The organism is Streptomyces phaeoluteigriseus, from assembly GCF_001896135.2.
GTDB lineage: Bacteria > Actinomycetota > Actinomycetes > Streptomycetales > Streptomycetaceae > Streptomyces > Streptomyces phaeoluteigriseus.
In genome coordinates this window covers 1-19,412 of sequence record NZ_MPOH02000019.1, presented here as the reverse complement: position 1 = coordinate 19,412, position 19,412 = coordinate 1, and the positions used below count along the sequence as shown (strand labels likewise).

At 66.4% G+C, this 19,412-nt stretch carries 14 protein-coding genes, 6 pseudogenes and 1 riboswitch; of the genes and pseudogenes, 13 read left to right on the top strand and 7 right to left on the bottom strand.

Annotated elements, in window-relative coordinates; genetic code table 11:
- The first annotated feature begins 413 nt into the window (after nt 1–413).
- The 5 genes and pseudogenes from BM536_RS40410 (at nt 414) to BM536_RS29665 (ending at nt 4,963) form a co-directional block, all read left to right on the top strand.
- The gene (locus BM536_RS40410; RefSeq protein ID WP_143650998.1) at nt 414–794 is read left to right on the top strand and encodes a hypothetical protein; all 381 of its coding nucleotides are present in this window, start codon (nt 414–416) and stop codon (nt 792–794) included.
- A 1,008-nt stretch (nt 795–1,802) separates the two neighbouring features.
- Nucleotides 1,803–2,431: pseudogene (locus BM536_RS45020) on the top strand (bifunctional DNA primase/polymerase); the annotation flags it as partial.
- Between the two features lie 156 nt (nt 2,432–2,587).
- Nucleotides 2,588–2,866: a hypothetical protein gene (locus tag BM536_RS45015; protein ID WP_425444714.1), complete on the top strand. Its 279-nt coding sequence runs from the start codon at nt 2,588–2,590 to the stop codon at nt 2,864–2,866.
- Nucleotides 2,863–4,395 carry a DNA primase family protein gene (locus BM536_RS29670; RefSeq protein WP_073495797.1) on the top strand — a complete coding sequence of 511 codons (1,533 nt, stop codon included), beginning with the start codon at nt 2,863–2,865 and terminating at the stop codon, nt 4,393–4,395. The genes BM536_RS45015 and BM536_RS29670 overlap by 4 nt, the downstream gene beginning before the upstream one ends.
- A gap of 184 nt (nt 4,396–4,579) precedes the next feature.
- Entirely contained in the window at nt 4,580–4,963 is a 384-nt protein-coding gene (locus BM536_RS29665) for a DUF6009 family protein (RefSeq protein ID WP_073495795.1), read from the top strand.
- Nucleotides 4,964–5,204: 241 nt separating this feature from the next.
- On the opposite strand, the gene BM536_RS40890 is transcribed toward BM536_RS29665, so the two are convergent.
- The 4 genes from BM536_RS40890 to BM536_RS29645 form a co-directional block, all read right to left on the bottom strand.
- Nucleotides 5,205–5,420 (bottom strand): hypothetical protein, encoded by a 216-nt coding sequence (locus BM536_RS40890; RefSeq protein ID WP_158086555.1) that lies wholly within the window; start codon nt 5,418–5,420, stop codon nt 5,205–5,207.
- A 1,180-nt stretch (nt 5,421–6,600) separates the two neighbouring features.
- Complete coding sequence (locus BM536_RS29655; RefSeq protein ID WP_211362973.1) at nt 6,601–7,026, bottom strand: hypothetical protein; 426 nt, start codon at nt 7,024–7,026, stop codon at nt 6,601–6,603.
- An 802-nt stretch (nt 7,027–7,828) separates the two neighbouring features.
- The gene (locus tag BM536_RS29650) at nt 7,829–8,026 is read right to left on the bottom strand and encodes a hypothetical protein (protein WP_073495793.1); all 198 of its coding nucleotides are present in this window, start codon (nt 8,024–8,026) and stop codon (nt 7,829–7,831) included.
- Between the two features lie 216 nt (nt 8,027–8,242).
- On the bottom strand, nt 8,243–8,485 hold the full coding sequence (locus tag BM536_RS29645) for a hypothetical protein (RefSeq protein WP_245873871.1): 243 nt from the start codon (nt 8,483–8,485) through the stop codon (nt 8,243–8,245).
- Nucleotides 8,486–8,638: 153 nt separating this feature from the next.
- Here BM536_RS29645 and BM536_RS29640 point away from each other — a divergent pair, with 153 nt between their 5' ends.
- A complete protein-coding gene (locus BM536_RS29640) occupies nt 8,639–11,275 on the top strand; it encodes a LuxR C-terminal-related transcriptional regulator (RefSeq protein WP_143650996.1) in 2,637 nt (878 codons plus the stop codon).
- A gap of 133 nt (nt 11,276–11,408) precedes the next feature.
- Here the strand turns inward: BM536_RS29640 and BM536_RS29635 are convergent, their stop codons facing one another.
- The gene (locus BM536_RS29635; protein WP_143650994.1) at nt 11,409–11,834 is read right to left on the bottom strand and encodes a hypothetical protein; all 426 of its coding nucleotides are present in this window, start codon (nt 11,832–11,834) and stop codon (nt 11,409–11,411) included.
- Between the two features lie 156 nt (nt 11,835–11,990).
- Between BM536_RS29635 and BM536_RS29630 the strand changes: the two are divergent.
- The 3 genes and pseudogenes from BM536_RS29630 to BM536_RS29625 all read left to right on the top strand — a co-directional run bounded on the left by BM536_RS29630 (nt 11,991) and on the right by BM536_RS29625 (nt 13,843).
- Nucleotides 11,991–12,704: pseudogene (locus tag BM536_RS29630) on the top strand (transposase family protein).
- Between the two features lie 75 nt (nt 12,705–12,779).
- A pseudogene (locus BM536_RS43320) lies at nt 12,780–12,912 on the top strand (IS110 family transposase); the annotation flags it as partial.
- A gap of 526 nt (nt 12,913–13,438) precedes the next feature.
- Nucleotides 13,439–13,843: a nuclear transport factor 2 family protein gene (locus BM536_RS29625; RefSeq protein ID WP_158086554.1), complete on the top strand. Its 405-nt coding sequence runs from the start codon at nt 13,439–13,441 to the stop codon at nt 13,841–13,843.
- 179 nt (nt 13,844–14,022) lie between these two features.
- Nucleotides 14,023–14,089, top strand: a riboswitch (guanidine-III (ykkC-III) riboswitch).
- Nucleotides 14,090–14,600: 511 nt separating this feature from the next.
- Here BM536_RS29625 and BM536_RS39790 read toward each other — a convergent pair.
- Nucleotides 14,601–14,696, bottom strand: a pseudogene (locus BM536_RS39790) (IS5/IS1182 family transposase); the annotation flags it as partial.
- A 672-nt stretch (nt 14,697–15,368) separates the two neighbouring features.
- On the opposite strand from BM536_RS39790, the pseudogene tap reads away from it, so the two are divergent.
- The 4 genes and pseudogenes from tap to BM536_RS29595 all read left to right on the top strand — a co-directional run bounded on the left by tap (nt 15,369) and on the right by BM536_RS29595 (nt 18,926).
- Nucleotides 15,369–17,623: pseudogene (tap, locus tag BM536_RS29610) on the top strand (telomere-associated protein Tap).
- Between the two features lie 12 nt (nt 17,624–17,635).
- Entirely contained in the window at nt 17,636–18,196 is a 561-nt protein-coding gene (gene tpg / locus BM536_RS29605; RefSeq protein ID WP_073495785.1) for a telomere-protecting terminal protein Tpg, read from the top strand.
- Between the two features lie 224 nt (nt 18,197–18,420).
- Nucleotides 18,421–18,654, top strand: coding sequence for a hypothetical protein (locus tag BM536_RS29600; protein ID WP_073495783.1), 234 nt, complete (start codon nt 18,421–18,423; stop codon nt 18,652–18,654).
- Nucleotides 18,654–18,926, top strand: a complete 273-nt coding sequence (locus tag BM536_RS29595) for a hypothetical protein (protein ID WP_073495781.1) — start codon at nt 18,654–18,656, stop codon at nt 18,924–18,926. The genes BM536_RS29600 and BM536_RS29595 overlap by 1 nt, the downstream gene beginning before the upstream one ends.
- A gap of 402 nt (nt 18,927–19,328) precedes the next feature.
- Here BM536_RS29595 and BM536_RS41435 read toward each other — a convergent pair.
- Nucleotides 19,329–19,412, bottom strand: a pseudogene (locus BM536_RS41435) (IS5/IS1182 family transposase); the annotation flags it as partial.

The window sequence follows — 19,412 nt, the reverse complement described above, 5'->3', positions numbered from 1 at the left end:
GCGACCCGATGTTGACGCGGAGAATGTTATGGAAGGGAAGTTGCAGGCTTTCAGTGGCCGCCGAAAGCCTGCACTTTTAGTTCAATGCCGCTGCGTGCGGCCTCATCTTTTTTACCTGAAGCCGGGTTGTCCGGCCAGCCTGCCCAAGCTGAGCAGGGCGGGACACCACCCTCAGATGGGTCCCATCCCCGCGTATAACGTGAATATTGTTTGTGTCTTCTGACTCTTTTGGATGATGGCCTGCCGGGCCTGTCCTCGGACTGCGGCTTCAGCGGAAGGATTCTTCCGGAGAAGGGCGGGTTCTTGTGCCTGACTGGAACCCATCCATTCAGTAGTGTTCGGCGCTGACTTGTTTAGCGGTTCGCTATTTGGCCTTCTGATGGCGTCGTGAACTTTATCTCCACCAGAGGGAAATGATGTTGCCTCACCTGACTTATGCCGATGCCGTTCATGCCGCGCTGACGAATGCCGATCTGGTTCCAGACACGCTGACCGTGAACGCTCCGGTCGATACCGATGACCTGACTGTCCTTCTGCAATGGAATGACATGGCGATACGCTGGTCCTCTGAAGCCGGCTGGCGGCATGAGAGTGCCCACAGTAGCGGTCCGCTGCCTCTAGACCGCTTTGCTGACCCGGCCGCGCTCATCTCCACAGCGGCACTACTGCAGCAGGGACAGCAACCGGTCACGCATCACAAACGGTGGGCCGCCGCCCAATTACTTGATCGCGCTATCAGCGACTGGACCATCGCCCTGTCAGACGGCCACGCTCAGGCGGCACCACGCACATGATTACTGAGCTTGAACTCGGATCTATACGCCATGCGGTGCTGGGGATCCAGCTGCCCGCGCCCCTGGTGGCATCACTCCAGGCCAGGTCGTCCCATATCTACGGCAGGGCAGCACTCCCGTTGGGCGCACCGGAGTCGGAACCGCTCCCCGTGCTCACTGATCGTGGGCGATAGGGCGAATGGGATCTGTCTGGGGCGGCATGGGGTCTCCCGAGGATCGCGGGTGGGTGGACTTCCCGTTCAGAGCTGTGCCGTCCCACCGCAGAGCCCCAATACGGCTCGAACCCAGTGAGAAGGGGCCTCCGCGCGTTTAGTCCCTGCCGTTCAGTCCCTCGTAGACATGCAGGTCACAGCGGTAGGTGTGGCGCGTGAGGGACTGAAGGGACTCTCTCTGGGAGTTATGAGCGCGTCCCTGTGTGCGGATATGCGCGCGCATAGGTTGAGGAACATGCATGTAGGGAGCGCATAATTGGAGTTCTCGGTCCCTACAGTCCCTCTTTGGTGCCGCACATGGCTCCTGAGCTGCGGGAATGGCTAAGAGGACTCTACGCCGGTTCAGGCCCTTGCTGTCCGGCTCAGGCCCTGCCCGGAGGCCCGTGAGTGCTGCAAGAAGGTGGTTGGAGTTCAGCGTGTGCGAGCACTGGGGGCTTGTCTGCCCATTGCGGTTCGTTGAGCCCCCGAGTTGTGCATGCCCGCTGAGGGCTACTGATTGATGGATTACGGTCCCTCCAGTCACTCGCAATGGGGTCATTACGGGCATTTTTTTGCTGCAGCTGCTCCGTCTCCATAAACCCAAGGGGCCGTAGGGACCCGAAAACAGGTACGGCGCCACGCTGGCAAGCTATGCCCGCTCTCCAGCCGAAGGTCCTACACTCTCTTCCGAAAGCCAGTCCCTATAGTCCCTTTGGTCCCTGACTCCAGTACGCGGCCCGCTCAGGGCCAGGCCTGTCGCAGGGACTGACGGACAAGACCCTCGCCGAAGGACAGACACGTGCCCGGCTCCGACGTGATGAGAGAGCCCGCTGCTGCTGAGCAGCCCTCCACATCCCACGTTGTGGCCCGCTGGTGCGCGGAACAGGGCTGGCCGGTCCACCCCCTCGCGCCCGGCCGTAAGACGCCTACCGCCAACTGCCAGGCCTGCAGGGACAAGCACCACTCTCCGACCGGGTGCGCATGTATTCCTGCCGGCCGCCCATGTCACGGATTCCACGCTGCGACGACCAGCAAAACGCGTATCGACGCCTGGTGGTCCCAACGGCCTTCCTGGGGAGTCGGCGTTGCCTGCGGCGACGCCGACCTGATCGTCATCGACATCGACGCGCACTCCGCACCGGTCCCTGACCGCGGCCGGCTCCTGCCCGGCATCCCCATTCACGGCTCCGTGAACCTGCACGGCCTGGCGTCCGGCTTCGACACCCTGGCGCTCCTGGCAGCACTGCGCGGCCAGCCCAGCCCGGCGCAGGACGCCAGCACGCTGCGTGTACGTACCCCCTCCGGGGGCCTCACGTCTGGTACCGCAACCCTCACCCGGCCACCCGGTTCCGCTGCTCGACAGGGTCCAGCACGAAGGTTGCGCTGGCCTGGCAGGTCGATATCAGGGCCGACGGAGGCTACATCGTGGCCCCCACCACCCGCACCGCTGACGGCACTTACCTGCGGGAAGGACCGTCCCACCTGCCTGCGCCGCTGCCTGAATGGCTGGGCGAAGAACTCGTACGGACGGGACACACGATTCAGAGGCCACCAGTCTCCTCACGGCCCGTGATTGCCTCCAGCCGTCGTCCCCGGACTCCCGTGCGCGCGCACCGTGTCCTGGACCCGCTGCTGCTGGAAGTCGCCGAGTGCGCTGTCACCTCCGAGGGCGCCGCCTTTACCGAGAAGCTCAACAAGGCCGCCTACACAGCCGGGGGACTGGCGGCTGCCGGGCACCTTGACGAACCTGCCGCGCGCGCCCTGCTGCGCGAGGCCGCCGAGACCGCGCGCCCCTGGCAGAGCGCCCGCAACGAACGCATCATCGACGACGCCCTCGCCGCCGGGTCCGCCCGCCCGCTCCACCTCGAAGGACGTTCATGAGCAGCGCCGAGACGCCGCGCTTTGACGCCACCGCCGCTGCCCAGCAGATGCTGGACCTCGAACAGAGCGACCATCAGCCAGCCACCCTGCCCGCCCAGGCCCAGACCTCCCCCCTCGCCACACCGACCTGGGCGCAGCCGGCCCCGCTGCCGACAACGCTCACCGACCGCGGTAACGCCAAGCTGTTCGTCAAGCTCTACCGCGACCAGTTCCGCCATGTCGAAGGCCTGGGCTGGTTCTCCTGGGACGGCTACCGCTGGAAGCGCACCGGCGGTGAGAAAGCCGCCCTGTGGGCGGCCGGCGAGATGGCCGAGGACATGCCCGACACCGACCCCCGCGGACTCTTCAGCGACCGCGAGCTCCACCACCACAAGAAGCGCACCCTGTCGACCACCGGCATGAAAGCCCTCCTCACCCAAGCCAAGGCCTCCCCGGACCTGTCCGTCGACCCCGACACCCTCGACGGCGACCCCTACACCCTGTGCACCCCCGCCGGCGTCGTCGACCTGAACACCGGCCAGCTGCGCAAGCCCGACCCCACCCGCGACTTCCACTCCCGCGCCACTAGCGTCGCCCCCCAGCAGACTGGAACCCCCCGCTGGCACCGCTTCCTGCACGACACCTTCGGTGAAGACGCCGAAGGCCAGGAAATGATCGACTTCCTGCACCTGCTGCTCGGTTACTCCATCACCGGCGACGTCGGCGCTCAGGTCCTGCCCTTCCTGCACGGCCACGGCAAAAACGGCAAGAGCGTCCTCCTGGACGTCATGATCCAGATCCTGGGGGACTACGCCGACGCCGCACCGCCCGGCTTCCTCATGGACCGCGGCGCGTTCTCCGAGCACTCCACCGAACTGACCGAGCTCCACGGCCGCCGCCTGATCGTCTGCAGCGAGCTCAAGCCCAACGACAAGTTCGACGAAGCACGCGTCAGGCTGCTGACCGGTGGAGACAAGATCAAAGCGCGCAGGATGCGGCAGGACTACTTCTCTTTCAGCCCCACCCACCACCTGTGGCTGCTGGGCAACCACCGCCCCGAGGTCTCCACCGGCGGCTTTGCGTTCTGGCGCCGCATCCGCCTGCTGCCCTTTGAACGGACTGTCCCCGACCACCGCAAGATCGACAACCTGGCGCTCGAACTCGTCCGCGACGAAGGCCCCGGCATCCTGCAGTGGCTCATCGAGGGTGCGCGCCGCTACCTCACCACCCGCGACAACCTCGAAGGCCCCGACCGGGTCCGTATCGCCACCAGCGCGTACGCCAACACTGAGGACCACATCGGCCGGTTCCTCACCGAGTGCTGTACCCGGGACGTCGAGGCCCACCCCGACCTGCGTGTCGAACAGGGCCTGCTGTACGCCGCCTACGCCTCCTGGTGCAGCACCGGCGAAGGCATCCGTCCCGCCGGCACCCGCGCCTTCGCCACCCGCGTCAGGCAGGAAGTAGGACTCGCCTCACCCACCGACATGATCAAATCAAACGGCCGCAAGTACTACCCAGGCCTCGCGCTGCTGGACACCCCCTCATGAACCAACTCCCGCGCCCGCTCCCCAAAATCCCGCCGCACACCAGCCCCAGCTCCCAGCGGTCCCTACCAACCCGCATCCGCCCGACCTACCATGGACCCGCAGGGTCACGTCCAGCCGTGGGCGAGTCACCACACCACGAGGCGGGTCGCCATCCGGCCCCGCAGATGAAGGAGGGGCAACAGCCATGAGCTCGCTACTGACCGAGGGCGATCTCACCCACGAAGAACACGTCGTGTGGCTGGAAGACCCCGAAAACCTCGACTACGTCCGCCAGGCCCTCGACAAGACCCGCCGCCGCAACACCAAACCCCCCTACGCCCGCGACGGCCGCATGGTCGGCTACGCGCTTCTGGACGACCAGGCCGAACCCGACCCCGACAGCGGCCTGTACAAGCGCCGCGTCTTCTTCCTCCTTCCGCACGACCGCGACAGCCTCCCCGGCGGCCTCTACCGCGAAGGCGCCCCCGGAGAAGCCGTCGACCCGCGCACCATCGAGGTGAAGAAGGTAGGGGAGAAGACGCCACGCTCACAGAGCGGGCCGGCTGCCATAACAGGCTCCCGCTCCTGACGGCCAGGGGTCGCTTCGGGGAGTTCACTCCGGCAGATGGCAGGCCAGAAGCCGACGAGGAAGGTGACGACACCGGTCACGGCTGTGATCAAGGCAGCGACCGCTGTCCAGTGCTCAGGTGACTGCTTGACGCGCGGTGCACCTTGAGGTGGCGCAGGCGGCCGGGTGGAAGAGTCATGGGATCCTCCGATCAGCGTGTGAAGCGCAAGTGTTCCACCCCACCTTGGCTCGTCTTATCCCCTCAGGCGTCCCGGCGGGCGTTGCCGATCGCGTCCAGCAGCGGCTGGCGGTGGTCGCGGCCGAAGCGCCAGAAGGCGGGCCCGGCCGGGCCGTGTTCGCGCAGCCCAGCCAGCGTCGTCGCCACGATCAGGATGCAGCGGTCGTAGGAGTGGTAGCCGCCCTCGGAATGCCACCGCCCCTGCCAGTAGTGGCGGGTGAGGTCGGCGACCCTGGCCATCTGTTCTTGGCGGAGCGCTGGCCGGCCTGGTGGAAGATGAGCAGGACCGGCGGGTGCACCCGCTCGTAGTCGTCGGGGGCAGGCTCGGAGCAGCGGGTGCGCCACAGCGGCTTGTCAATGGCGTCGGTGTCCTTCTCCTGCCGCAGGAAGAATCGGGCGTACAGACCAGCTCCAGGTTCGGCTTCGGGCGGATCAGCGCGATGACCGTCTCGTTCACCGTCATCGGGTGCGAGGCGCCGGAGCGGCCCGCGCTCTTGGGCATGCCGCCCGTCTCCTCCGGGTCGCGGTCCAGGTCGATCGCGGCGGCGGCCAGACCGTCCTTCGTGAGGAGCCGGGTCTCCTCCCCTCCCCACGTACGGCCGCCGTCGACGGCCAGACCGTGGCGCCGAAGGTCGTTCGCCGCAGCACGGTGGGAGGCGGTACCGGCTTCCTTCTGCCTGGCTGGTGTCGGCTTCGTCGTGTGCCGGTAGGTCAGGGGCGGCGAGGACCGCCGCTGGATCTGGTCGGCGGTGGCGACCTTCAGCACCCCGAGGACGCGCAGCACATCCGCGCGCAGATCGTTGCTCGATCCCGCCTCGTTCTCCTTGCGCTTGCCCGTCATCAGGCTCGCCCTCCCGTCGTCCGCGACCGGCTAGCGGCCGGGCGCCGGCCCCCGGCCGTGGAGGGGACCGGGCCCCAGACCCGATGATCTCCCCCCACTACCGACAACCAACTCAGGTCATAGGGGAGAGAAGAGGGTCGTGACAATCCGGGACGGGCCCGAAAACCCGTGGTGACCAGGGGAAATGCCAGGTTCATGGCTGCCGGGCACGGAAGTGGCTTCGGCAGTGGGACCGCAAGCGCCGACGGCAGGGCCTCCCCGGGGCTTGCCCAGCAGCCGACACGCCGGACGCGGCGAGGCCGGACGGCGAGGGTATGAGGGGCGGGGCTCCAGGATCGCGGCCGCGCGGAGCGGCGGGAAGGGGTCGGTCGGGGCGGGCAGGATGTCCTCGTTCCTCCGGCCTGCTGACCGGGTCGATGGTCGTCGCCGCGCGGGTGTGTGCACGGGCCGGGGCCACCGTGAGGAAGGACCCCTTGTCCGCGGTCTGACGACCAGACCCGGAAGGTGTCCGTTTTCGCCTTGGCCAACCCTTGCAGGGTGGATCTATCCGTGGCCGACGCCACACCGTCAGGATGGAGTTCAGCGGGCGGGACGGGTGCTGGACGGCGAGGCTCCGCGCCGCCAGTCCGAGGGCTTCTGGCCGCGGAACGTCTCGCTGCTCTCGATCCGGGCCTTGTTCCGGGCGAACTCCCGCTCAGCTGCCGACATCTGCCGGGGCGCACTGCCGGGGTGTCCCCAGCGGTCGGTCACCTTCGTGATGACCTCGCCCTTGGCGTAGTCCTTGAAGCACGCTGGGCAGGTGCCCGGGTACGCGGCGCGTACCGAGCCGCGCGGCAGCGGCACCGCCTTCTTCACCGCCGTCTTCTTCGCGGCCGGCTTCCCGCCGCCCGCCTTCTTCGCCGCCTGCGCCCGCTTGATCGCCTCGCGCTGCGCCTTGCCGGGCCGCTTCTTCGGCTGCTGCCCGCGTGCCGCCTTCGCGGCCTTCTGCGCCGGGGTCTGTCCCACGCGCGGATCGTAGAGCCGTCTCCTGGCGGCCGTCGCGCGCCACCCGCACCATCCCCTGGGAACGGCGGCGCGCGGAGGCGCACCAGTGCGCGCGCGGCGCGTTGAGTTGCGCATGATGCACCCCACTTCCCCACCGGGTGGACTCCACTGCGCAGCCGATGCGCATCACGATGGACTCCACTCCCCACCGGGCGCCTGAGTGGCATCCCCTCCCACTTGGTGGAACGCACCGCCAAGCCAGAGCGCGCGGCATCGTCCGCACCACACATTGCCCTTACACAGGGTGATGATGCACAGTGAGCCAGGAGGGAGAGATCTCCCCTCCGCCACCGTGCGTCGGGTGCCCGGCGGGGGCCGTCTCCGCCGTGGGAGCGGATGGTGCCAAGGGGAAACGTCGAAAGATCGCGGGAAACTCGTGGCTGGACAAGGGTGGCTTTCCACCCGATGGACTGGGTGGAATCCGCGGCGGCACACCTGGTCAAGGGGGTGCATCGAATGCACCGCATCCGATGCACGATCACCCTCGCGTGTACGCCGGAGGGAACTGGCGGGAGTGGCGGCCACTCCCGCACGCATCGTGCGGCGCACCGATGCGGTGGGGATAAGTGCACGGCAGCGCCGAAGCGCCCGACGCACCGCACCAGCGCACCGGATGCCGGATGTCCTGCAATCCGCCGCCGCACCGGTGCGCCGGAGGGGAGTCCACCCGATGGGCACCACCATGGTCTCCACCGAGTGGACTCCCCTCCCCATCCAGCCGCCGATCCGCGCCCAGGTGCGCGGTGGAGTTCACCGTGCCCACTCATCCCCAGCGGCGGCCCCACACGGAGCGCCCCGGGTTCGGCCAGCCGCCGGGGTACTGCCGTGAGCGGGAGCGGCGCCGGACGGGCTGCGGCTTCAGCGACGGGTACAGCGCCGCGCGCAGCCTGGCCGCGTCGGCGAGCTGCTCCAGGCGCTCGCGCTGCTCCGGCGATAGGTGCGGCGGGGTCGGGTGGACCATCGGGGCCTCCGTGCTTCGGTGGGTTCACTTCCCCTGCACCCTCGCCTTCTGCGTCGCCTGTGGGGCGCTCGCGCGGCCCACGTCCCGGCAGGCGCTTTGGCGACTTCGCCCGTCGTCCCGTGAGACGGGCACGGGGCTCCCGTGCCCTCGAGGACGCGAACGCCGGCGCCCACGGACATCTGGTCCGTGGGCGCCGGCGCGGTCAGCGGTCGGCGGTCAGCTCGCCATCATGGCCTGGAGGTCACTGAGCGACAGCTCGTTCGTGCCACGGTCCGGCGCCTTGCTCTGCGTCCACGCGAGGATCGCAGGGTGCGCATCCTCGTAGTGGGCGCCGGCGGCCGTGCGCTGCCCGTCGGTGGTGGCGACCTGGGTGAGGTAGGCGGCCAGGGCGTGTGGGCCGCCGCCGTTGCACCCGATCTCGTAGCCCAGGGCGTTCCTCTGCGGAAGGAGCGAGAGCACGCGCGGCGGGGACCGTGAACACCCTGCTTCCGGCGCCAACAGTGGACAACGGCCGCGAATGGCGCGAGTCTCGATGGTGACGACTGATCGGCAAGCCTGTCCTCGGCGCACTGGTGGAGGGCATTTCATCGATGACACATCAGGGTGATCTCCATGGAAAGTAGCCGTCAAATATATTGGCCACTCACGGGACGAGCCAAAGAACTCCACCTTTTCACTTCCTTTCTTCGGGACGCAGACCTCTGTGCAATGCTCCTCGTTGGCTCGGCGGGTGTGGGCAAAACCCGGATCGCTGAAGAATGTGTCGCCATAGCCGAGCGCGCCGGGTGGGAAACTATTCAGACGGCGGCAAGTTCCATGGCGAAGAATATCCCGCTGGGTGCGCTTTTGTCAGTTCTTCCGGTCGACTTCGATATTGACGACCCTGCATCCAGCCTGCGTGCCGACGTGAGAGCAAGGTCGCCGTATCGCAAAAGCAAGACCCTGTTGTTCGTTGACGACGTTCATTTGCTGGACAGTGCAACGCTCCAACTGTTGCGCGACCTAGCTGACTCGAATGATTTTAAGCTCGTCATGACTGTCAGATCTGATGTTTCTGCACACAATGATCTCAGCATCCTACTGAACCATCCAGCCGCGACTAGTTGCCTTGTTGGTCAGTTGACGGAAGCAGATGTGGACGTGCTGCTGACCGCCTTCCTCGGGGGGCCTGTCCACCGGCGCGCAGTCGACTGGTTTCATGAGTCGTCGGAAGGGAACGCACTCTTCCTCCATGAGCTGGTTCTCGATACGTTTGCAAAGGACCAGTTCGTCAAGCCTGGCCGTATCTGGCAGCTAAGGGACCATGAGATCGCAGGGGCAACTCCACGACTTAAAGACCTTTTGCGTCGGCGTCTGGGAGAAGTCTCATCCAACGAGAAACGGCTTCTGGAATTTCTAGCGCTTTGTGGTGAGACTTCTGTATTCGACGTCGTGGAGGAGTTCGGTGACGTCCGGCTGCTGGATGGTCTGGAAGCGGCAGCATTGGTGCGTGTGATGCGAAGTCACCGTAGAACCGTCGCCAGACTTGCTCACCCGCTGTACGTCGAAACAATACGGAATAGCGTTTCTTTCAGCGAGAAGAACGACATCCTTCTGCGCCGTGTCGCGTGCGTCCGACAGCACGGAGCACGGAGAAAGGGCGACGCCCTCAGCATCGCGGGCTGGGAGATCGCTGCGACCGGCACCACTACCCCCAGCAATCTTATAAAGGCAGCACAAATTGCTCGTTATGGTCACGACTGTGACCTGGTGGTGGATCTCCTTCAACGGCTACCGGATGCCGATCAGTCAGTTCAGGTCCTCTGCCTCCTCGGTGAAGCCCTCGTGGAACTAGGGCAGCCGGAAGAGGCAGAACGGGTTCTAGGTGTGGCTACCAGCCAGGCAGTGACAGATGAAGAGAAGGTCGTCTCTTACTCGCTGGGAATAACCAACATGTTTTGGGGGATGGGGAAGGTCGAAGAATCCTTTAACGCCCTTGAGACGGTTAAGGGGCGCCTTGCTTCCGAAGTGTACAGAGGTGGACAAATCGAGGGCGTTGAAGGGGGTATGCGAGCCTTCCTTGGAACCGAGAATGAGGAAGCTATTCGACTCCTTTCTCCCATCTCGGTCGAAGCCGGCAAAAGGGCCTATTTCTCGAGTAAAATGTTCGAGGGGTGCGCGTACACAAATCTTGGACAATTCGACAAGGCGATAGCACTCGCGGAAGCGACATTCTTGGCGCACCAAGAATCGGAGCACAGTCAGGTCGCCGCGATCCAGTTGATACCTCTTGGACTGGCGCTGATGTATTACGGTGAGCTAGATAGGGCTCGTGAAATCGTCGAAAATGGCTTGAAACAGAGTTTCTCCAACAAAGCGACAATCCCGGAAATGTGGATGTGTTATATTCTTGGCTGGTGTTCGTGGGTGAGTGGACAGCCAACGGACTCCTCCTACTGGTACGAAGCCGCACTTTCATCAGCGCAACTGCACCATCCTTCTGTGGCGCGAGGGGTTCTTTCGGGTATCGCGGCAAATGCGGCTCTTCTGGGTGACAATACGACCGCTGCGCAGCGACTTGAGGAAGCGCAAAACTTTCCCAAGATCGGGGCACTCGAAGGAGATATGGAAGTTTTCGCGCGCGCTTGGTACGAGGTCAACTCGGGGAGGATTGAAGAAGCGCTGGATGTTCTGCGAAGTGCTGCGGTTCGCGCAGCAGAGACGGGGAGGTATGCAGCGGAGTCACTTCTGCTGACTGATATCGCTCGCCTCGGAGCCCCGCAGGAAGCCGTCGGGCGTTTGACTGAACTCACCTCCTTGTGTGACGGCCCCTTGGTGCACATCAGAGCGCGCTTCGCATCGGCCTTGGCCGGCCAGGACACAGAGGCTCTCGCACAGGTCGGCCGCGAATTTGCATCTATGGGGGTGGTGATCCTTGCCGCTGAGGCATTCTCTGCGGCGGCTGCCATATCCTCGCGCCAGGGTCGGCGCGCCTCAGCTGCGTCGTACCGAGACGAGTCCGTTGCCCTCCGCGCCCAGTGCGACAGCGCGAGGACACCACTCCTGGCCAGTGGTGGTCCTGCAGATCTTTTGACCGCCCGCGAGACTCAGATCGCTGTGGCAGCGGCAACCGGCCGCACTAGTAAAGAGATAGCGATCGATATGGAAGTTTCAGTGAGAACCGTCGACAATCACCTCGCTCGGGTCTACGAAAAGCTTGGAGTGAAGAGGCGTACGGAACTTGCAGCGGCCCTCGGGCACCAGAACTAGAAATAGCGATGGCGTGACGCCTTTCAGGGCGGCTATCCCTTAGGCTTTCGCGGGCCGACATCAAATTCTAGGATTCGACCGTCCTCGTAGCGGCTATCAATGAGTGGCTGTAACGGCACATGTAATATACGCCCTAGTCCCCAAAAGGGACAAATTTGGCAAGTGAAGCCCAGTCCAGTGGATGCACGATTGTGGCCAGGTGGGCGAAGGGATCCTGCGCAGCCGTTTGGAACCACATCACCGAGAGCTCCGTATGCCCTAATTCTGCGATGTCCGCGGGCTTCCACCATGACGTCAGTCGAGCCTGAACCGCCTCTCGCGGCAGCCACTCTTCGACCCGTTCGTCCGAATCGGCTCGGATCCTGTCGAGATCGTGCACATACAAATGCGGCGTCGCTGCCATCGCCTTCTCGATGCCCATCAGACGAAAGCGACGGTGTAGGTGCGGCGTCCCTTCGAGCATGCTTTCACGGTCGTCACTCACCGTGAGCACGCGAAGCTCCGCGTGCACTGGTCCCACCTGATAGCTACGCAACTCGTCATGCCTCATCTGGATCACGGGCCAGAGGATAGGCCTGTCCGACAAGCGGACCAAACGACTTTCGGATACACGCCTTAACGCGTGTTGCAGAAGGCCGTCACCAGGGCATCTTTTTGTATACGTGGGGTGTTGAGTGCTTATCCGTTGTGGGTGGAGACGTTCAGGGGGCTGCGGATGACGTAGTTCGAGCGGTTGCTGAAGGTGGTGCGGGAGCGGGGTGGCGACGGGCCGCGAATCGGGCGGCCGTGGTGTCTGCCGCTCGCTGACCGGGTGCTGGTGGTGGCTGTCTACTACCGCACGAACCTGACCATGCGGCAGCTCGCGCCGCTGTTCGGGGTCTCGCCGGCCACGGTGTGCAGGGTGATCCAGCGGCTCGGGCCCCTCCTTGCGCCCGAGCCGGGTTCACGTCCCGTCGATGCCGCGGACCGGCTGTGGATCGGGGACGGCACACTGGTCCCGGTCCGCGACCGCAAGGTCGGCGCCTCCAGTCGCAACTACCGCTTCTCCGTGAACGTGCAGGTCATCATCGACGCCGACACCCGTCTGGTGGTGGCCGCCGCTCGCCCGGCCCCGGGCGACAAGGCTGATGCCCACGTGTGGGGCACCTCCGGCCTGCCGGACCAGTGCGAGGGGGTCACCGCGCTCGGCGACGGCGCCTACATCAATACCGGCCTTGTCGTCCCGCGCCGCAAACGACCCGGCCGGCCCCTGCTGACCGGCGGGGAAGCCGACAACGCGGAGCATCGCCGCGTCCGCGCACGAGTCGAGCATGCGATCGGCCGACTGAAGAACTACAAGATTCTCCGCGACTGCCGACAGCGCGGCGACGGCCTTCACCACGCGGTCCAAGCCGTCGCGCACGTGCACAACCTTGCCCGGGCCGCGTGATCACAACAGCCGTGATCGGGCCCTGACCTGCAAATCTGCGGCCTTCTGCAACACGCTTTAAGTGCCTGAGGTATCTACTGTGATAAGAAGATCAGTCCGGGCAAGCACCACACCCAAGCACTGCTCTGCCAGACGACGAGCCGACGTCCTCATCGCGATGCTCCATGACGGCACTTTCTACGACCCACAACCCGCCCGATCGGGTTGACCAAACCCATAGGGGTACCCCCCGGCAACCTCCCGGTGCACCCCGCGACGTACTTGAAGGGTTCGCGGCCTCGAGCGCTGCACCACAACAGGGTTGAGGAAGTGGGTCACCGATACGCATGGGCTCCCTTCGAAGGAGAAGGCCTGCGGTTGAAGTTCGTGCGGCCTGGTGGGAGGCATGATCCAGAGCAGGATTGTCCCGCCACGCCTACTGAAAGCCTGTGACATTCGGGAACCTCATCGTGTCCCTACCAGGGCTTCCGCTCACCAATCAATCCCGGCCTGCCCCCAGGCGCACACGACCGTACACGCATCTCTGAGCCCTTCGGCTGTGGACAGCGGCCTGCACGCAGCGGCGGCAACTGCTGTGCTACAGCCGTCCCATCCTGCGTGTTGAACGCTCCCAGGCACGCAACCGAGACAAGATGGTCGTGGCATCAGGCGCTGACTCACCAAGGGTGCACACGCTGCCGAGCAGCAGCGCCTTTAGCCTCCAGTTCCACGAGGTCCTTGAGAGCGGAGACGTCATGTCAGCCACGCCGCCCACACGTCCCAAAGAGGTCGTCATCGCGATGTATGAGGCCCTTTCGCGCTCCGATCAAGCGACCTTGCAGAGGCTGACCGACCCCCAGGTCAGTATCCATGTGCCGGAGATCCTGCCCTATGGCGGTACGTACGTGGGTTGGTCTGGACTGCAGCAACTGCTGCAAGCCACATCGGAACTGATGGATAGTCGAATCGAGTGGGACAAGTTCTTGGACTCTGGAGACCAGGTCGTCGCCGTCGGGTTCGCCCACGGTCGAGGCAGGAAATCAGGTCGCTCATTCGACGCGGCCATCGTCCACGTGTTGACCGTCCGGGACGGCCGTATCACCGGCTTCCAGGCATTCGTTGAATCGGCGCCGGTCGTCGCAGCCCTCAGGGACACGTGATGTTTCTCCCCGGATTCCGATGCTCGCGTGCACCGACTCTCGCAGCAACCACACCCACCACAATGAGGTCTTCTCAACGAAGATCACTGCCGTTGTTGATCGGGCGCGCGCGACGCGGGTGGTGCCGCATCAAGAGTGCTTGGGGCGGAGTCGTCGATTGGGCTCATGGTAGTTCCGTGGCGGAGGCTCGTAGGTGCCCGCCCCGGACGAGATGTGCGCGTACCCGGCCCGCTAAGACGACGCACTCAGGAGGCGTCATGGCCGCAGGCCCATCCTTCAGGGCGCGCAACTTTCCATCGAGCCCAGCCCCCGGCAGCGTCGGGACGCAGCAGTGCCTGCCACGACGGGGGAGACGCGGCAGGCACCAAGACCAGTCTGGCACCGGCTTGGGGGGCTGACCAGGAGTGCCAGCGGGCATCAGCGACTCTTCCCACGCGCCCCTCGCCAATGCCGCCCACGCCGCCACCCCACCCGACCCGGCACCATGTGACAGCACCCGTCGACCGGGCCGTATCCCCGCCGACACCCCTCCCAAAACTGTCCGCATCCCTTCCCGCACCAGCCCGCATACCTGCAGCTCACCAATCCTCTCCGGCTGTGGTCGGGACCCCGACATCCCCCTCTGCACACCCCCACCCCCAGCCCAGGACTTGAAGAAGAGAGGCGGGACGGGGCGGGGCGGGTGGTGCGTGCGGCCGGGGAATCGGGGCGGTTTGGTGTCGGCTGCGCGTCGTCGGCCTCCGCGCTCTGCGCCGGCGGCGCAGAGCAGCTCGGTCAGCAGGGCCGTGTGCAGGCGGGGCCAGACGCCTGCCTCGGTCCAGTCCCGCAGTCGACGCCAGGCCCTCACCCCGGAAAAACACCGAGCAATGTGAACCGGCCGCACCACCCTCCCGCAGTCCCGGCCGCTGCCTGGACAAGAGCTGCGAAGCGCGCTCCGGCTGCCCTGACGACTCGGGGATCGATGGATGCTGTTCGGGCCAGGGTGTCTGGTCTGGGCGGCAGGAACAGGTGGGTAACCGACGGTCAGCCTCGATGCTCTTGAACGGGCTTCTTTATATGGCGGGTGTCCACGGTGTGTCCGCCCTGAAGCGCTTCCGGAAAACTGTTCCTGGATTGGTCAGGGCTGCTTCGACTGCCTCTGCCGGGATCTTGTTGCTCATAGCTCGCCGCGGGACCCTGAGATAGCCGCAGGTCCGGAGAAGATCCCTGGTGGCAGCCCAACTGCCGGAGGCCACCACCACCTCGTCCAAGGCGTCGCATGCGTTGGTCGCATCGACCAGGACCGCGTACGCAATGACAAGATCCGCCACTCGCGCCTTGGCGGTCATGTCTGCCATATCCACTTCCTTTGGTGAGGTGGGCATGCGGCTTCGCCCTGGGTCCCCGGGGAACTGCGACATCAGTTTGGACCTACAACGATGCCTACGGCAATCGCACTCTGTACGTCATGTGTACGCGATATTTACGCCTATCGGTACGTGATATGCACGGTTGGTGGGCTAGGGTGCTGCTCAGGAGGTGTTGCATGTCGGAGTTGTTCGACGCGGTCGACGCGCTGGTGGCGTCCCGGTCTGTGCTGCCGCCGCCGGCGGAGCGCAAGCGGCTGCGTGCCGCGCACGGCCTGACGATCGACGAAGTGGCCACCGCACTGAAGGTGCGCCGGGCCACGGTGTCCGGCTGGGAAGCGGGCAAGACCGAACCCCGCCCGCCGGAGCGCGACGCGTACGCCCGACTGCTGGACAAGCTCGCGGAGCTCTACCCCGCCCCCACCACCCCGGCCGCCCCGAGAAGGACGCGGCGGTGCCCGAGGGGTCCGCCGGCGAGTCCGCCCCCGCTCCGGGAGTCCGCACTCCGGCCGGAGCACCGGTGGCCGAGGCCGCTGTCGTGACGGCAATGGAGAACACCCAGACGCCTGCCTCTGCGCCTGCTTCCGTCGCCGTTGCTCCGGAGGCCGCAACGCCTCCGGAGCGTACCGCCAGGCCGTCGTCGACGTCGCGCCGCCCGGTGGCGAGGGAGGCGGCCCTCGCCGGAAGCCCGGTGGGGGGCACGGATCCGCGGTTTGCCAACGGTCCGCTGGCCGTCGTCGACGTCGACGACGGCCAGGTGGTGGCGTACTGCCCCGGTGGCCTGGTCCTGGACGCGCCTGCCAAGAGTCTGCCGGCTCTGGTGGAGTGGACGCTGCGTGAGGCGAAGCTCGGGGCGCCGAAGCTGTCGGGTCCGGGCAAGGACGCCGACCCGCTGCTGGTGCTCACCCAGTCTGCGCTTAAGCGTTACGGCCTCCCCGCGACCCTCACCGATGAGGAGCGCCATGCCGGGCGGCTCCCCGAAGACCACAAGGTCATCAAGCAGCTGGTCCGCGCGGAGTGGAGACTGACCAAACGGGGCTTGGGGCCGTGGGCGAGGATCTACCGCCCCGCGACCGGTTCGGACCGCCAGTGCGTGCAGCTGTGCATCCCCTCGTGGAATGCGCTCGATCCCCGCAGCTGGGGTCACGCCGGACAGCTCCCGCCGGCGGACCTTGCCCGGGTGCTGGGTGTGTACGCGTCGCGGGTGATGACACCGCGCGGCTCGACCGCGGTGACCGGCCTGGAGCTGATGACCGCTCTCCATCCGCCGACCCGCGCCTCCGAGCCGGACGCCCACGGCAGGCGGCACTCCGAGCACAATCCCGGCTCGCTGGGGAAGGACCCGGTGGACTGCGCGCCGTGCGAGGCCCCCGACGGTCACCCGCTCCTGGCGGATCTGCCGCGCTTCCACGTCCGCGGTCCCGGGGAGAAGCTGTTCGAGGAGGCGTACGACTGGGCGCGGCCGATGACGGATGCCGAGTGCACCCTGCGGCACCTGGTCGGCATCGACGTGAACATGGCCTTCGCCGCCGGCGCCAACGGCCTGGCCGTCGGCCTCGGCGCGCCCACACACGTGAAGGCGCCGGTGTTCGATGCGAAGCTGCCCGGCTCGTGGCTGGTCGACCTGTCCCACGTCGATCTGTCGAGGGTGAAGACCGGCAAGGATAAGTGGGCGGACCTGGACGCCAGTCTGCTGCCCTCCCCGTTCACGCCGTCGGGCGAGCGGCCGCAGGGTCCGGCCTGGTATGCGACGCCGACCGTGGCGTACGCGGTGGAACTCGGTTACGAGGTGCGCCCGCTGGAGGCGTACGTCCGCTACGAGAACGGCCGCTACCTGGACGGCTGGTACAACCGGCTGCGTGACGCCTTCCTCGCCACGATGGCCGACCTCGGCGTGCACGCAGACCTGTCGCCGGCCGACTTCCTCGCCGCGATGGACGACTACAAGAGCGGTGACCCGGAGCTGGCGATCGTCGTCTCCGCGGTCAAGGCGACGGTCAAGGGCGGCCTGGGCAAGCTGCGCGAACGCCCGCGCGGTGAGGGCTGGAAGCCCGGGCAGCCGTGGCGGGCCCTCGCCCGGCCCACCTGGCGGCCGGACATCCGCGCGGCGGTCATCTCCCGCACCCGGATCAACCTGCACCGCAAGATCGTCAAGCATGCGGCGTTCACCGGCCATTACCCGGTCGCGGTCCTCTCGGACTGCGTCGTCTACGCGGCCGACGGACCGTCACCGCTGGACTTCCTGCCCTACCGTGACGGCAAGCCGCTGCCCGGCGGCTTCAAGCTCGGCATCAACCCGGGCCTGGTCAAGTGGGAGGGCACCCAGTCCGTCCTGTGGGGCGAAGAGGTACGCGAGCGGTTCAACGCCCCGGAGCTCAACCTCGCCCGGTACATCAAGGACGGCACCGTCACCGACGCCGACAACGGAGAGTAGGAGAAGGCGACGATGAGCCTGTTCGGGGACGGCCTGGAAGCCGCGGTGCAGAAGGCATTCACCCGCCCGGCGCCCAAAAGCGCGGGCCCGCAGATGCGGTACCTGGTCAAGCAGCTGGGCGGCACAAAGCCGGTCGCCCAGCTGCTGCGCATCTCCCAGCGCACCGTCGAACGGTACGTGAAGGACCAGATCAAAAAGCCCCGCCCGGACCTCGCGGCACGCCTGGAGCGCGAGGTGAAGAAGCGCTGGCAGCCCCAGATCCGGGCCAGGGCCCGCGAGAAGGCGGCGACCACCGGCGGCATCGTCATCGACGTCCACGCCCGTCTCGGGTACGCCAGAGCGCCCATGGAGACGACGGATGAGGACCGCATCCGGCACCTCACCGTCGCCCTGCCCCCGCAGCACGCCGCACGGCTCTTCGACGCCCAGCAGCAGGGAGCCAGCGACGACCGGCTGCGCGAGCTCACTGCCGAAGCGCTCAAGGAGGTGTACTTCCAGGACAGCGGCCGCCGCGCCGGCTCTCTCCGGGAAGTGCAGATCAATGACGTGTTGGACCTGGAGTTCGACCTGTAGATCTCTCAGCGAGGGGCCGAACCGCCTTCTGGGTTCGGGTCCTTGCCGCTGCTTCTGGCTTTGCCGGGCCGGTGAGGCAGGGACTGTCAGACCCCGCTTCTAGGATGCGGCCGTGGATCGAGACCTGCACCCTCGTGCGGCCGGGTTCGTCCGGAGTGGTCCCCAAGGCCGGGGGCGGCCGATACCGTTGAAGCAGACGCCAGTTCTGCCCCCTGGAGCCCTCGATGAGCGAACAGCCGGCCCCCGCCGACCACGCCCGTCAGCAGCTGGAGCCCGCGGCCGCCGACGGGTTGCGCGCGTACGCGGCCAAGACCCGCGCCAGCGCCGACCAGTTCGCCGCCGTCCTGGAGGACATCGCCACCAACGGCCTGCCCTCGGTGGAGGACTGCACGCCGTGGGAGGAGCTGCGCGAGGCCCACCTCGCCCGGCTCGCCGCCCAGCGCCCGGCCGTCGCCTGATGCCCCCGCAGCAGGGCCCGCGGCGCGCCCGTATCGCCTTCTCCGACTCCGCCGCCAAACAGCTGGAGAACCTCACCAGCGAGGCGGCCATCCACGCCCTGGACCGCGCCCTGGTCGTCATCTCCGTCGACCCGGGGATCGGCGAGCCGATCCCCGGCGACACCGCCGGCCCTCAGCTGCGCCAGTACACCGACGAAGTCGAAGCCGTCCGCGTCCTGTACTTCGTCACCGTACTGCGCACCGTCGTGGTCGTCGCGTACATCGAGGTCTAGCCGCCGAACGAGCCAAAAGTGCCCTCCGACGTCGAGCAGCTGCTGCGCCACCGGCACCCACAGGTCCGGCCTGAGGGCGGCCGTTGCACCTCTCCCGGCCTGCACCGCGCGGCGTCCGTTGCGCAACCGGTTGCTGCTCCTGGGATGAAGGCTGCAACGCCGGTTGCTGCTCGGGTTCGGGTGTGCGGCGCAGTAATCGCACGACCCGGACAGCACACGGGTGCTGCACGTTCAGCGTGAGCAACAGCTGCTCGCTGCACGGCCTCACCGCATGCAGCCGGCGCCCGTCGTTCCGGGGCCAGCAGCAGGGCTGCGGACCCGTCCCGGCGAAAGTTCGCAGATCTGCGATGTTGCGAGCGAGATCTATGCACAGCTGCTGCAACCCGGTTCGCAGCCCAGCGGATCGGCACCCGAGATTCCGACGGACAGAGGCAGACCGGTCCGTTCGGTGATCAAGTGGATCTTCGACCCGTACTTGCCCCGGTC